The sequence below is a fragment of the Streptomyces vastus genome (assembly GCF_039532825.1).
Lineage (GTDB): Bacteria > Actinomycetota > Actinomycetes > Streptomycetales > Streptomycetaceae > Streptomyces > Streptomyces vastus.
On the sequence record NZ_BAAASJ010000118.1, the window covers coordinates 212,780 to 226,696 of the forward strand.

General features: G+C 70.2%; 10 protein-coding genes and 1 pseudogene. 5 read left to right on the forward strand and 6 right to left on the reverse strand.

Annotated features, from left to right (window positions below):
* Nucleotides 1–26: 26 nt before the first annotated feature.
* Together ABD357_RS38525 and ABD357_RS38530 are read left to right on the forward strand one after the other, a co-directional pair.
* Nucleotides 27–1,988, forward strand: a complete 1,962-nt coding sequence (locus tag ABD357_RS38525) for a Xaa-Pro dipeptidyl-peptidase (RefSeq protein WP_344396004.1) — start codon at nucleotides 27–29, stop codon at nucleotides 1,986–1,988.
* A 91-nt stretch (nucleotides 1,989–2,079) separates the two neighbouring features.
* A complete protein-coding gene (locus ABD357_RS38530) occupies nucleotides 2,080–3,789 on the forward strand; it encodes a BCCT family transporter (protein WP_344396006.1) in 1,710 nt (569 codons plus the stop codon).
* Nucleotides 3,790–3,927: 138 nt separating this feature from the next.
* Here the strand turns inward: ABD357_RS38530 and ABD357_RS38535 are convergent, their stop codons facing one another.
* Nucleotides 3,928–4,875: an FAD-dependent oxidoreductase gene (locus ABD357_RS38535; RefSeq protein WP_344396007.1), complete on the reverse strand. Its 948-nt coding sequence runs from the start codon at nucleotides 4,873–4,875 to the stop codon at nucleotides 3,928–3,930.
* Between the two features lie 66 nt (nucleotides 4,876–4,941).
* Between ABD357_RS38535 and ABD357_RS38540 the strand changes: the two genes are divergently transcribed.
* Nucleotides 4,942–5,979, forward strand: a complete 1,038-nt coding sequence (locus tag ABD357_RS38540) for an oxidoreductase (RefSeq protein WP_344396008.1) — start codon at nucleotides 4,942–4,944, stop codon at nucleotides 5,977–5,979.
* Between the two features lie 404 nt (nucleotides 5,980–6,383).
* Nucleotides 6,384–8,024, forward strand: coding sequence for an ABC-F family ATP-binding cassette domain-containing protein (locus tag ABD357_RS38545; protein WP_344396009.1), 1,641 nt, complete (start codon nucleotides 6,384–6,386; stop codon nucleotides 8,022–8,024).
* Between the two features lie 4 nt (nucleotides 8,025–8,028).
* Here the strand turns inward: ABD357_RS38545 and ABD357_RS38550 are convergent, their stop codons facing one another.
* The 5 genes from ABD357_RS38550 to ABD357_RS38570 all read right to left on the reverse strand — a co-directional run bounded on the left by ABD357_RS38550 (nucleotide 8,029) and on the right by ABD357_RS38570 (nucleotide 13,413).
* Nucleotides 8,029–9,222, reverse strand: a complete 1,194-nt coding sequence (locus ABD357_RS38550) for a serine hydrolase domain-containing protein (RefSeq protein ID WP_344396010.1) — start codon at nucleotides 9,220–9,222, stop codon at nucleotides 8,029–8,031.
* 285 nt (nucleotides 9,223–9,507) lie between these two features.
* On the reverse strand, nucleotides 9,508–11,892 hold the full coding sequence (locus ABD357_RS38555; RefSeq protein ID WP_344396011.1) for a Tex family protein: 2,385 nt from the start codon (nucleotides 11,890–11,892) through the stop codon (nucleotides 9,508–9,510).
* Nucleotides 11,893–12,028: 136 nt separating this feature from the next.
* Nucleotides 12,029–12,172 carry an LPFR motif small protein gene (locus ABD357_RS38560; RefSeq protein ID WP_344396012.1) on the reverse strand — a complete coding sequence of 48 codons (144 nt, stop codon included), beginning with the start codon at nucleotides 12,170–12,172 and terminating at the stop codon, nucleotides 12,029–12,031.
* A 106-nt stretch (nucleotides 12,173–12,278) separates the two neighbouring features.
* Nucleotides 12,279–13,145: an SCO6745 family protein gene (locus ABD357_RS38565; protein ID WP_344396013.1), complete on the reverse strand. Its 867-nt coding sequence runs from the start codon at nucleotides 13,143–13,145 to the stop codon at nucleotides 12,279–12,281.
* Nucleotides 13,146–13,266: 121 nt separating this feature from the next.
* Nucleotides 13,267–13,413, reverse strand: a complete 147-nt coding sequence (locus ABD357_RS38570) for a hypothetical protein (RefSeq protein WP_344396014.1) — start codon at nucleotides 13,411–13,413, stop codon at nucleotides 13,267–13,269.
* Between ABD357_RS38570 and ABD357_RS38575 the strand changes: the two are divergent.
* Nucleotides 13,360–13,828: pseudogene (locus ABD357_RS38575) on the forward strand (DJ-1/PfpI family protein); the annotation flags it as partial. The gene ABD357_RS38570 and the pseudogene ABD357_RS38575 overlap by 54 nt on opposite strands.
* Between the last annotated feature and the right edge of the window lie 89 nt (nucleotides 13,829–13,917).

Below are 13,917 nucleotides of genomic sequence, written 5' to 3' on the forward strand. Positions count from 1 at the left end.
GGAGTTGACCGGGGTACCTTCCGGCCATGCCGATACGTGCGCGCGTCATGCGCTTCAGGACCTGGAGAACGCTCGCGACGGCGGCCACCGCCGCCCTGATGGCCACGCTCCTCACCCCGGCCGCCGCACAGAGCGCCCCGCGGGAGAGCAAGCCCGTGTACTCGTACGAGAACGCGATACGCGAGTCCGTCTGGGTGGACACCCGACTCGACGGCGACAAGGACGGGAAGACCGACCGCGTCGCCGTCGACATCGTCCGGCCCCGCGAACTCGCCCGGCAGGGCCGGAAGATACCCGTGATCATGGACGCCAGCCCGTACTACTCCTGCTGCGGGCGCGGCAACGAGAGCCAGAAGAAGACGTACGACGCGAACGGCAACGTCGTCCAGATGCCGCTGTTCTACGACAACTACTTCGTGCCGCGCGGCTACGCGTTCGTCGGCGTCGACTTCACCGGCACCAACCGCTCCGACGGCTGCGTGGACGTCGGCGGACGCTCCGACGTCCAGTCCGCGAAGGCCGTTGTCGACTGGCTGAACGGCCGCGCCAAGGGCTACACCTCCCGGACGGGCAGTGCGAAGGCCAAGGCGGACTGGACCAACGGCAAGACCGGCATGATCGGCAAGAGTTACGACGGCACCGTCGCGAACGGCGTCGCCGCGACCGGAGTCGAGGGCCTGGAGACGATCGTCCCGATCGCGGCCATCTCCTCCTGGTACGACTACTACTTCGCCAAGGGCGCCCCGCTGTACGACTCCGGACCCGACTGGCTGTCCAACTACGTCGAGAGCCCCGACGCCCGCGCCAAGTGCGCCGCCGTGCAGCAGAAACTCGTCGAAGGGGCCCCGCGCACCGGCGACTGGACGAAGCTGTGGACCGAGCGTGACTACGTGAAGGACGCCCACAAGGTCGACGCGAGCGTGTTCGTCATCCACGGCATGCAGGACCTCAACGTCCGCCCCAAGCACTTCGGCCAGTGGTGGGACGCCCTCGCGAAGAACGGTGTCGAGCGCAAGATCTGGCTGTCGCAGACCGGCCATGTCGACCCCTTCGACTTCCGCCGAGCCGAATGGGTGGACACCCTGCACCGCTGGTTCGACCACGAACTCCTCGGCTACGACAACGGCATCGACGACGAGCCGATGGCCGACATCGAGCGGGCCCCCGACAAGTGGGAGACGTCGAGCGTCTGGCCGCCGCGCGGCACGGACACCGTGAGCCTGCGTCCCGGCAAGGGCGAGCAGGCGGGCGTGGGCACCCTTGGACTGCGTACCGGATCCGGCACCGAGACCTTCACCGACGACTCGAGCCAGGACGAGACCGACTGGGCCGCGCAGATCGACCAGTCGACTGCCGGCAAGGCCGGCTTCATCACCAAGCCGCTCACCCGCGACCTCCGGCTGTCCGGCTCCTCCAAGGTGACCGTCACCGCCACACCGAGCACCACAACCGCCCATCTCTCCGCGGTACTTGTCGACCTCGGCCCGGACACCATCCGTGACTACGCGGACGCCGCCGAGGGCATCACCACGCTCACCGACCGCTCCTGCTGGGGCCCGAGCACCACGGGTGACAGCTCCTGCTTCAAGGAGACGCGGGCCAAGACCGCGGACGTCGACTACACGGTGTTCAGCCGGGGCTGGGCCGACCTCGGCAATCATGCCTCGGACCTGAAGGGCGTCCCGCTCACGCCGGGCAAGCCGTACACCATCAGCCTCGACCTGCACGCGAGCGATCACGTCGTCCCGGCCGGGCACCGTCTCGCACTGATCGTGGCGGGCACCGACAAGGACCTCATCGACCCGCCGTCCACCACACCGACGCTGAAGCTCGACCTGTCCCGTACGTGGGCCCGTGTCCCGTTCGTCGGAGGCGCCAAGGCCTTCTCGGGCGCTACCTCGGGATCCGCGCACGTCAGGCCGGGCGCCACTCTCGACGGGGTCGCCGAGCCCCGGACCCCGCAGCGGGTGCCGGGAGGCAACCGCTGAAAGGGTTGAGATCGGCGGTACCTGTGGTAGTTCCTAGGGGCGCAATCAGGAACAAGTGTTTCCGTTCTGCCTCCTGGGGAAGGTGCCGCCGATGACTGAAGACCTGAAGAAGAGGGGAGGCCTGGGAGGTCCAGCGGACGTCCCGGGCGGCCCCGACCACAGCACCGATCGCGTCGTGTTCGGCGTCACGGCCGCGCTCACCGTGGCCTTCGTGATTTGGGGTGCCGTCGCGACCGACTCGCTGGAGAGCGTTGCCGGCGACATGCTCGGCGGACTCATGCACAACGGCGGTTGGGCCTTCATGCTCGCCGCCTCCGGCTTCGTGGTCTTCGCGCTCTGGCTTGCGGCCAGCCGCTACGGGAGGATCCACCTCGGTACGGAGGGCGAGGAGCCCGAGTTCCGCACCGTGTCATGGGTCGCGATGATGTTCAGCGCCGGTATGGGCATCGGCCTGATGTTCTACGGCGTGAGCGAGCCGCTCTCGCACTACACCACGCCCCCGCCGGGCACCAGCCCAGCCGACTCCGCCGAGCGCATGCAGACGGCGATGGCCACCACCCTCTTCCACTGGACGCTGCATCCCTGGGCGATCTACGCGGTGGTCGGCCTCGCCATCGCCTACAGCACCTTCCGCAAACGCCGGCGTCAGACGATAAGCGCGGTGTTCACCCCGCTTATCGGTGAAAAGCACGCGAACGGCACCGCCGGTCGCGTGATCGACATCCTCGCGATCGTCGCCACCGTCTTCGGCTCCGCGGCCTCGCTGGGCCTCGGCGCGCTCCAGATCGGCTCCGGCTTCACCGAGTTGGACTGGATGGACGACGTGAGCACCGGGCTTCTCGTCGCCATCATCGCCGTGCTGACGCTGGCCTTCGTCGCCTCGGCCGTCTCCGGCATCGAGCGGGGCATCCAGTGGCTTTCCAACATCAACATGGTGCTGGCGCTGCTGCTCGCCCTGTTCGTGTTCATCGTCGGCCCGACTGTCATCGTGCTCGATCTGCTGCCCACCTCGGTCTTCTCCTTCCTGGGCGACCTGCCGCAGCTCGCCGGCCGTACCGAGGCCAGTGGCGGCGAGGGAGTCGCGGACTGGCTGAGCAGCTGGACCGTCTTCTACTGGGCGTGGTGGATCTCCTGGACGCCGTTCGTCGGCATGTTCATCGCCCGCATCAGCCGTGGCCGCACCATCCGGCAGTTCGTCGGCGGCGTCATCCTCGTGCCCAGCACGGTCAGTCTCGTCTGGTTCGCGGTCTTCGGCGGTTCGGCGATGAAGCTGCAGGAGGGCGACCGGCTCGCCAAGGAGGCGACCCCCGAGGGCCAGCTCTTCGGCGTCCTGCAGGAGTTCCCCATCGCGACGGTCACCAGCCTGCTCGTGATGATCCTGGTGGGCATCTTCTTCGTCTCGGGAGCCGACGCCGCGTCCATCGTGATGGGCACGCTCTCCCAGAAGGGCGCGCTCGAACCCGGCCGTCTCGTCGTGGTGTTCTGGGGCGTGGTGACCGGGGCCGTGGCCGCGATCATGCTGCTCATCGGCAGCGGCAAGGGCGATGCGCTCACCGGCTTGCAGAACCTCACGATCCTCGCGGCCGCCCCCTTTGTCCTCATCATGACCGGTATGTGCGTCGCCCTCATGCGTGATCTGCGCAGGGACCCGGTCATCGTGCGCAGTGCGATGGGCTCCGAGGCCGTCGAACTCGCCGTGATCGAGGGGCACAAGCAGTACGACGGCGACTTCGGGATCCGTGTCGGTCCCGGACCCGGCACCGACACGGAAGGGGACCCGCTCGGGCACGAGCACCGTTAGCTCCGCTTGAAGTGCGGTTCGAAGCTGCGGGTTCGTCGTGGCTGGTCGCGCAGTTCCCCGCGCCCCTAAAAAAGAGGCCTGCGGCCTCCTTTTTTAGGGGCGCGGTACCGCACCATCTGCTTAGCAGGCATCTGTGCGTCAGCGGGAGGCGAGCCCTGCCGCCTCCCGCGCGCAGCCCCACGCGACGGTGACGCCCGCCCCGCCGTGCCCGTAGTTGTGCACCAACACCCGGCCGCCGGGCAGGAGTTCACGCTCCAGCCGCACCGCGTCGCGGGCCGGCCTGAGGCCCACCCGTTGATCGATGATCCGAGCTCCGGCGATCTCCGGCCGCAGCGCCGCACACCGCCGCACGATCGCTTCGGCCACGGCCGGATCGGGCGTCAGGGACCAGTCGCCTTCCTGAGCGGTCCCGCCGAGGATCAGCCCGCCCGGCTGCGGAAAGAAGTACGTCGCCTTGTTGCCGGAATCCCCCGAGGTCAGCCACGTGGTCACCCCGGGGTTCTCCACGATCACCAACTGCCCCCGCACGGGCCACATCCCCGGATCCGGTACGAGCTCCCGCGAGCCAAGGCCCGTGCAGTTGACGACAACCGGCGCCGGGACCTCCGCGAGATCCGCGACGTTCCGCTCCTCGACCGTCCCGCCGGCCCTGACGAACCGCTCGCGCAGCCAGGCCAGATGCACCGGCATGTCGATCAGCGGCAGCCGCGCCCACAACCCCACCCCGGTGTACTCCGCCGCCGTCGCCGCCCGCAGTCCCGGCACCCGAGCAGCCCACGACCCGAGCCCGTCCAGCACCGTCTCACCGTGTACGCCCTCGACCATGCGTACGCCCGTCTCCTCGGGCCGCGCCGCCAACTCCTCGTACACGGACAGTGATTGCAGCGCCCACTCACCGACGAGCACCTCCGGCTCGATGCGGTACGGCCACCAGATCGCGCCGGCAACGGCAGAGGTGGTCCGCTCGACGGGCTCCCGCGTCCAGATCCGTACCCGCCTGCCGCTCTCCGCGAGGACGACGGCCGTCGTGAGTCCTATGACACCGCCGCCGACCACGATCACGTCATCGTTCCGCTCACTGTTCACAGCCGGACGTTAACGGAATCCGTCATGCCGTGCTCACATCACCCCCAGTCTGGGGATACTCACAGCATGTCTGCCGAGTACGCGAATTTCGGCCTGGCACCGGCCATCCGCGCCGGTGGAGTCCTCACCAACGGTGACTACCAAGTGCACCGGGAGTTCGTGGACTTCATCGTCGACGGACGGCCGCTGCTGTTCCAGCTCTCCGACCTCGACGCCGTCTCCCCGCTCGCCTCCGACATACCGCCCGCGATCTTCAGCGCGCAGGTGCACAGTCTCCTCCTGGAAGCCGACGCCCCCTTGGCGGGCGGCCGGTACGTCATCTACGGCTGCCCCGAGTGCGAGGACCTCGCCTGCGGTGCCGTCACCGCCGTGATCGAGAGACGCGGCGACGACTATGTATGGCGCGACTTCGCCTGGCAGACCGACGAGCGGGCGGACCTGGAGCTCAACGGGTACCACGGAATAGGGCCGTTCCGCTTCCGTGGCGCCGAGTACCGCGCCGCGCTGGGCTCCCTGCTGACGAACCCCGGGCTCACCGCCGCCGGTGGAGAGCGCCGCCGGGTCCTGCTCATCGGCACCCGAGCCGCCGTCCTCGCCAAACTCGCCACCGCCCTGCGCATCATCGGCATCGGCGCCGAGACCACCCAGGACGCCGCCGATATCCCCGCCGACGAGCTGCGCACGTACGGCGCTGTCGCCTTCGGCCGCGCCGTCACCGAGCAGGAACGTGCCGCCGTACGCCAGTCCTTCGAGAGCGCCGGCGTCGAGGTCGCGTACGTCGACGGGCTCGCCCCGATCGTCCCGCTCCTCGTCGCCCAGATCGAAAACGCCCTGGACCGCAGCCCACGGGAGCAGCGCCGCCTCACCCGCCTGGTCGCCGCGGACGGCGAGGCGGGCGTCGAGGTCACGTCCCCGTGCCGGGTCCAACTGACCGCTTACCGCCTGGACCGCCTGTACCGCACGCACGCCTACGAAGTCTTCGACGGAGTGCTGGAAGCGGGTGAGCACCGGCTCGCGCTGGACGCGAAGGCGACGAAGGGGGAGTCCTTCATCGTGGCGCGGACTTCGGGGGGTGTGCTGGTGGAGGCGATGGGGGTTGAGTGACTGCATCCGGCGGGGTCGGGGGCGGGGGCGGAGCGCTCGGCGTCCTCGGCGAGGGACTGCGCCCCGCAGGGGGAGAGGGCCATGTTGGTGACGACCCTGCGGCCGCCGGTCTGCTCGATCATTTCGTGCTCCTTGTGTCTGTGTCGGTGTCGTGCTCGGTGCCGGTGTCGTGCGAGTCCGTGGCGAGGGTCGCCGCGAGTCTGTCGAGGCTCTGGCCGAAGCCGATCTCGATGCCTGCTTCGTGTCAGGGAATAAGTTGCCCAGGTCTTCTGCCGTGTCGGCCGGCGGCAGCTGCGCGGCGCGAAGCGCGCGGTTCTGGGAGGCGATGGCTGCTGTTCCGGGGAAGCGAGGGCGCGGAAAACCCGGCGCCGGCCCGCTGGACGGGCGATTAGGATCAGCCCCTGATGACTGCCACCCTCGTCGCAAAGAACCTCGCCGCAGGTCACGGTGACCGCTCGCTCTTCTCCGGGCTCGACCTCGTTGTCGCGCCCGGCGATGTGATCGGTCTCGTCGGGGCCAATGGCGCGGGCAAGTCCACGCTGCTGCGCATGCTCGCCGGGCAGTTGTTGCCCGAGCAGGGCGAGCTGCGGCTCTCCCCGCCGACCGCCACCGTCGGGCATCTGCCGCAGGAGCCGGAACGCCGGCCGGGCGAGACCGTACGGGAGTTCCTGGCCCGCCGCACCGGTGTGGCAGAGGCCCAGCGCGTGATGGACGAGGCGACCCAGGCGCTCGTCGACGGGGCACCGGGCGCGGACGACGCGTACGCGACGAGCCTGGAGCGCTGGCTCGACCTCGGCGGCGCCGACCTGGACGAGCGAGCCGACCAGGTCGCGGACTCGCTCGGCCTCGGCGTCGACCTGAACCAGCCCATGACCTCGCTCTCCGGCGGCCAGGCGGCCCGCGCCGGCCTCGCCTCCCTCCTCCTCTCCCGCTACGACGTCTTCCTCCTCGACGAGCCCACCAACGACCTCGACCTGGACGGCCTCGAACGCCTGGAACGCTTCGTGAGCGGACTGCGCGCAGGCACGGTCGTCGTCAGCCACGACCGCGAGTTCCTCACCCGCACCGTCACCAAGGTCCTCGAACTCGACCTCGCACAGCAGCAGATCAGGCTGTACGGCGGCGGATACGAGGCGTATCTGGAGGAACGGGACGTCGCCCGCAGGCACGCTCGCGAGGACTACGAGGAGTACGCCGACAAGCGCGCAGCGCTCGCAGACCGGGCCCAGATGCAGCGCTCCTGGATGGACAAGGGCGTCAAGAACGCCCGGCGCAAGGCGAGCAACGACAACGACAAGATCGGCCGCAAGTTCCGTAGCGAGGCCAGTGAGAAGCAGGCCGCGAAGGCCCGGCAGACCCAGCGCATGATCGAACGGCTCGACGTCGTCGAGGAGCCGCGCAAGGAGTGGGAGCTGCGCATGGAGATCGCGGCGGCCCCGCGCTCCGGTGCCGTGGTCGCCACTCTGCGCGACGCGGAGGTACGACGAGGCGGCTTCGTGCTCGGACCGGTGTCGTTGCAGATCGACTGGGCGGACCGGGTGGCCGTCACCGGCGCCAACGGCGCGGGCAAGTCCACGCTGCTGGCCGCCCTGCTGGGGCGCGTACCGGTGGACGCGGGCCACGCCTCCCTGGGCTCCGGCGTCCTGGTCGGCGAGGTCGACCAGGCCCGCCAACTGTTCTACGGCTCCGAGGCCGTCCTGGACGCGTTCTGCACGGCGGTCCCGGAAACGGAACCGGCCGAAGTACGCACCCTCCTGGCCAAGTTCGGCCTCACCTCGCACCACGTCCTGCGACCGGCAGCCACCCTGTCACCCGGCGAACGCACCCGCGCCGCCCTGGCCCTCCTCCAGGGCCGAGGCGTCAACCTCCTGGTCCTGGACGAACCCACCAACCACCTGGACCTGCCGGCCATCGAACAACTGGAATCAGCGCTCGACTCATACGAGGGCACGCTGCTCCTGGTCACCCACGACCGCCGCATGCTGGACGCGGTCCACGTCACCCGCCGCCTGGAGGTCGCCGGCGGCAAGGTGACGGAACGCTAGGGCGTCAGCCCCTGTGTCGCAGCACCGCACAGACGAAGTTCTCCTGGACGGTGCGCAGTTTCCGCAGCAGATCGGGCTTCAGGGCCTCGTTGATCTGAGTGGTGGCGGAGAAGGTCAGCGACCGGCGCCCGTCCGGCGTGGCCGCGATCAGCTGCGTGTAACCGAGAGTGTTGCCGGTATGCCCCAGCACCACCCCGCACCGGGTCGTGTACCGGAAAATGGCGAGTCCCGCGTCGTTACGCCCCGGCCCGGCGGGCTCGGACGCCGCCCCGGGGATCCAACGCCTCTGCTCCGAAACGACGTCGTTGCCGTACAGCCGGCCGCCTGCATAGCCGCGGATGAAGCGGGTCGCGTCGGCGGGCGTGGAGACGATGCCGCCCGAAGCCCACACACCGGACATGCCAAGGACCTCGCTGACGTCCTCCGGCGGCTCGGGCGGGCTCACGTCGTAGCCGTGCAGATAGGGCCTCGGCATCCGGTAGCCCTGCGGCAGGCTCGTGTCGCGCAGGCCCAGCGGCCGATACACCAGCTCGTGCAGCAGACGCTCGTACGGCGTACCGGTCGCCGCTTCAGCCATCAGGGCGACGGCGATGTTGTCGGAGTTGGAGTACTGGTACTGGGAGCCGGGCGGGAAGCGCAGAGGCTGGTCGGCGACGTAGTCGAGCAGCCGTCGGGAGTCGAAACGGTGACGGGGGTCGGCCTGAACGGTCTGCACGAACGCCGGGGCCTGCGAGTAGTCGGGCAGGCCGCTGGTGTGGTTCAGCAGCTGGCGCAGCGTCACGGCGCCCCATGCCTCGGGCAGGCGGGGCAGCCGCTCGCGCAAGGTGTCGTCCAGACCTAGTTCGTGGCGGTCGACGAGTGACAGCGCCACCGCGCCGCTGAACGCCTTGGCCGCACTGGCGAGGCGCATGTGGTCGTCAGGGTCGGGTCGGCGGCCGGTCGCCAGGTACGCGACGCCGGCCCGGACGACCCGGCTGCTCCTGCCATCGCGGAGGACGGCGATGACGCCGGGCGGGCCGCCCGGCGTGCGGACCAGCTCCTCCAGCTGCTCCTGGAGTGAGCCTTGAGGGTCCGGTCCGGCCGGCGTGGCAGCACCGGCGGCAGGGGACAGCAAGGCCAGACAGGCAGCGATGAGTGAGGCCACGCCCAGGCGGGGCCCAAGCGGGAAACGGCGGCAGGGTGGAGTGGGGCACGGCATCGGCTCTCCCTGAACGGCGGCGCGAACCCGGACTGGGTGTCCAGCTTCGCCCGCCCGGATCAAGGCAGCCGCTCGTGCTACTGCACTCGGCCCAACGGCCTGCGGGGCGCGCCCCGGCAGGGGCGCGGGGCTGTGACATATGCGGCTCCGCCGCGCGGGCGCGACCAGCCGCAACGGACCGGCAGTCGAAAACCAACCTCTGAAGGGGGCCTGGGGGCGCAGCAGCCCCCAGTTCCGGGAAGGGGCGGGCTTGGGGAAAGAAAACCCCTCACCCACCCACAACGCTCACCGTCCCCGACCCCCCTTGGGGTCAACCAACCCCGCCCGCCGCAACGCATCCGCCATCGCACTGTTGCCGGGCGACGGCGCCTGCGCCTGCCGCGACCCGCCACCACCGCGACCCTGCTGCTGCCCACGCTGCTGCTGCGGCGCCCGCCCGCCACGCTGCGGGCGCCCCCCACCGCGCGCCTCCTTAGGGGCAGCCTCGTCATCCAGCCGCAGCGTCAGCGAGATCCGCTTGCGCGGAATGTCGACCTCGAGGACCTTCACCTTGACGATGTCGCCGGGCTTCACGACGTCACGCGGATCCTTGACGAACGTCTTGGACATCGCGGAGACGTGCACCAAGCCGTCCTGGTGGACACCGACGTCCACGAACGCCCCGAACGCCGCCACGTTCGTCACAACGCCCTCAAGGATCATTCCGGACGTCAGGTCGGAGATCTTCTCCACACCCTCCTTGAAGGTCGCCGTCTTGAAGGCCGGCCGAGGGTCACGCCCCGGCTTCTCCAGCTCCTTCAAGATGTCCGTCACCGTCGGCAGACCGAACGTCTCGTCCACGAAGTCGGTCGGCTTCAGCGAACGCAGCACACTCGTGTTGCCGACCAGCGAGGCAACCTCACTGCCGGCCGTCTTCACCATCCGCCGCACCACGGGATACGCCTCCGGGTGCACGCTGGACGCGTCCAGCGGGTCGTCACCGCCCCGGATCCGCAGGAAGCCCGCGCACTGCTCGTACGCCTTCGGCCCCAGCCGCGCCACGCTCTTCAGCTCGGACCGCGACTTGAACGGACCGTTGGCATCCCGGTGCGCCACGATGTTCTCCGCGAGCCCGGACGAGATCCCGGACACCCGCGCCAGCAGTGGCGTGGACGCCGTGTTCACGTCCACTCCGACGCCGTTCACACAGTCCTCGACCACCGCGTCCAGTGACCGGGACAGCTTCACCTCGGACAGATCGTGCTGGTACTGCCCGACGCCGATCGATTTCGGGTCGATCTTCACCAGCTCGGCCAGCGGGTCCTGCAGGCGCCGCGCGATGGACACGGCGCCGCGCAGCGACACGTCCATGCCGGGCAGCTCCTGCGAGGCGAAGGCCGACGCCGAGTACACAGAGGCCCCGGCCTCGGACACCATCACCTTCGTGAGCTTCAACTCCGGGTGCTTGGTGATGAGTTCACCGGCGAGCTTGTCCGTCTCGCGGGACGCCGTGCCGTTTCCGATCGCGATCAGCTCGACCGCGTGGTCCTTGGCGAGCCGCGCGAGCTTGGCGATGGCCTCGTCCCACTTGTTGGCCGGGACGTGCGGGTAGATGACGTCCGTGGCGACGACCTTGCCGGTCGCGTCGACGACGGCCACCTTCACGCCCGTACGGAACCCGGGGTCGAGCCCCAGCGTCGAACGCGTGCCCGCGGGGGCGGCGAGCAGCAGGTCGCGCAGGTTCGCCGCGAAGACGTTGACCGCCTCGTCCTCGGCCGCCGTACGCAACCGGAGCCGCAGGTCGATGCCGAGATGCACCAGGATGCGCGTGCGCCAGGCCCAACGGACCGTGTCCGTCAGCCACTTGTCGGCGGGGCGGCCCCGGTCGGTGATCCCGAAGCGGTGCGCGACGATCCCCTCGTACGACGAAGGCCCGTCCGTCGGCTCCTCAGGCTCCAGGACGAGGTCGAGGACCTCCTCCTTCTCGCCGCGCAGCATGGCGAGGATGCGGTGCGAGGGCAGGTCCGTGAAGGGCTCGGCGAAGTCGAAGTAGTCGGCGAACTTGGCGCCCGCCTCCTCCTTGCCCTCCCGCACCTTGGCAGCCAGCCGCCCGCGCACCCACATGCGCTCGCGCAGCTCGCCGATCAGGTCGGCGTCCTCCGAGAACCGCTCGGTGAGGATCGCGCGGGCACCGTCGAGGGCCGCCTGCGGGTCGGCGACGCCCTTGTCGGCGTCGACGAACGCCGCTGCCGCGGCCAGAGGTTCGACGGACGGGTCACTGAGCAGGCCCTCGGCCAGCGGCTCCAGCCCCGCCTCGCGCGCGATCTGCGCCTTCGTCCGCCGCTTCGGCTTGAACGGCAGATAGATGTCCTCCAAGCGCGCCTTGGTCTCGGCTCCGCGGATCCGCGCCTCAAGCTCCTCGGTGAGCTTGCCCTGCTCGCGCACCGACTCGAGGATCGCGGTCCGCCGCTCCTCCAGCTCGCGCAGATAGCGCAACCGCTCCTCGAGCGTGCGCAGCTGCGCATCGTCGAGCATCTCGGTCGCTTCCTTGCGGTAGCGGGCGATGAAGGGCACCGTCGAACCGCCGTCGAGCAGCTCCACGGCAGCCTTGACCTGCCGCTCCCGTACGCCGAGCTCCTCGGCGATCCTGCCTTCGATGGACCCTACTGCGATGGATCCGGGTGTCGTCACGATCCCGTACCGCCTTCTCACTGAGGTTGCGCGGCAATTGTGGCAGGTGACACCGACAACGGGGGATCAGGGCCGCGCCGGAGCTGGAGAGAGCCGGACGCGCCCTTGGCGGTCCGGCTCCGAAGACGGCCCGCAGTCACACCCTGCGGGCCCGCCCGGTGCGTCGCGTGGAGTGCGAGGCGCCGCCGAACAGCCGGGCCAGGGCCCGGAACGGCAGCGTCACCACTGTGGCGAGCGCCGCGCCAATCTGCCGCAACACGTCTGCGATCGCACGGAGCACGTGCTTCTCCTTTCGTCTCCCGGCCCGTTCGTTCGCGGCCGGGGACGTCCGGGTACCTCGGAGAACAGTTCTGATGCGCGGGCCGCCGCGCGCGCCCGAAATGCCCTCAGCTCTTGCCGATCATGTCCTCGGGGAACGCCCCCGCCGTCAGCGCCGTCGTGAGGAACCCCGTCGCCAGCTCCCGCAGGCGCTCCACGCCCGCCGCGCCCAGATGCTCGTAGGGGGCCCGGTCCAGGCGGTCCGTGTCCGACTCGATCTCCCGGCGCAGGTCCACGCCCGCCGCCGTCAACTCGCCCCCGGCGTCGAGCAGTCCGCGTTCCCGGAGCCGGCCGGCCGCGGCGTCCCAGTCCTCGCGCCGCCAGCCACGCGTGGCGAGGACCCACCTCGGAGACATGCCCTTGCCGGTCGCGGTGTGGCTCACCAGCGCCTCCAAGGGGTCGAGTTCCGCGCCGAGCAGCACCGTGAGGTGCCCGTCTCCGCGGTGCTCGCGCAGCAGCGTGGCCGCGTGCCAGAGAGCGAGATGAGACTCGTCGGGCACGGGCAGGTCCGCGTGTGCCGCGTACAGGGGGCGCGCGGTCCGTACACAGGCCTCGGTCGCCCGCAGCGCGAGCTGAGCCGCCTCGGCCATCTCCGGGGACCCGATCACCTCGTCACCGAGCAGCCGCCGCAGCGTCGCGTCGGCGGCACGCGCGCGTGCCGCGAGCACGGCCTGCGGCGACGCCGTCCGCCACACCTCGGGTACATGCTTCGCCACCAGCTCATGGCGGAAGTTGTAGAACGTCGCGGTCACCACACCCGCACCCACTGCCCCCATGGCCGCGGCCCGCGCCGCGAAGTACGCGGCATCGCGGTCGGTGACCCCGAGAGCGGCCAGTTCCCGCCCCAGGTCCGGCGAGAAGTAGTGCGCGGAGTGAAGCGGATTGAGGACGTTGTGGCAGCGCCGCCCGGCGCGCTCCTGCAGAGCACTGGTCATGAGCCGCAGGCTAACCGACTGCTCAGTACGAGCGGAATGCCCGGGCGTCGATCCCCTCGGCAGGCTCCCTCGGCTGGTGCTCGGCATGGCAGGAAAGGTGGGGTGCTCGTCATTGCGGCCGTCACAGCGCGCGCCAAGAATCGAGCACATGGCACCCCGAACCGTGCTCGTCGTCCTCTTCGAGGGCATCCAGAGTCTCGACGTCACGGGCCCCGTGGAGGTCTTCGCGGGCGCCGAGACCGGCCACCCCGGTACGTACCGCCTCCACACCGCCACCCCTGGACGGCGCCCCCGTGCGCGCCACCAGCGGCCTCACCCTGGTCCCGGACCACGCCCTCGCCGACGCACCCGCCCCGCACACCCTGCTCGTGCCGGGCGGCAACGGCACCCGGAACCCGGACCCGGACCTCGTCGCCTGGCTGCGTGAGCACGGCCCGCGCGCGGAGCGCCTGGTGTCCGTCTGCACCGGCGCGCTCCTGCTCGCCGCCGCGGGGCTCCTGGACGGCCACCGGCCTCCCACTGGCTGGCCCCTCGACTTCCTCAAGCCTTTCGGTGCCGAGCCGACGGGGGAGCGGGTCGTGGCCGACGGCAAGTACGTCACCGCGGCCGGTGTCTCCTCCGGCATCGACATGGGGCTCACCCTGGTCGGCAGGATCGCGGGCGACGAACACGCCCAGGCCGTACAGCTGTTGACGGAGTACGACCCGCAGCCGCCCTACGACGTGGGGTCCCCGCAGAAGGCGCCCGCGCATCTCGTCGAGGAGTTTCGCTC

What these genes read in the sequence shown, in the direction of transcription:
- ABD357_RS38540 (WP_344396008.1), top strand. Translation starts at nt 4,942, where the DNA reads ATGTCTGCCGAGTACGCGAATTTCGGCCTGGCACCGGCCATCCGCGCC.
- ABD357_RS38525 (WP_344396004.1), top strand. Translation starts at nt 27, where the DNA reads ATGCCGATACGTGCGCGCGTCATGCGCTTCAGGACCTGGAGAACGCTC.
- ABD357_RS38530 (WP_344396006.1), top strand. Translation starts at nt 2,080, where the DNA reads ATGACTGAAGACCTGAAGAAGAGGGGAGGCCTGGGAGGTCCAGCGGAC.
- ABD357_RS38550 (WP_344396010.1), bottom strand. Translation starts at nt 9,222, where the DNA reads ATGCCGTGCCCCACTCCACCCTGCCGCCGTTTCCCGCTTGGGCCCCGC.
- ABD357_RS38565 (WP_344396013.1), bottom strand. Translation starts at nt 13,145, where the DNA reads ATGACCAGTGCTCTGCAGGAGCGCGCCGGGCGGCGCTGCCACAACGTC.
- ABD357_RS38545 (WP_344396009.1), top strand. Translation starts at nt 6,384, where the DNA reads ATGACTGCCACCCTCGTCGCAAAGAACCTCGCCGCAGGTCACGGTGAC.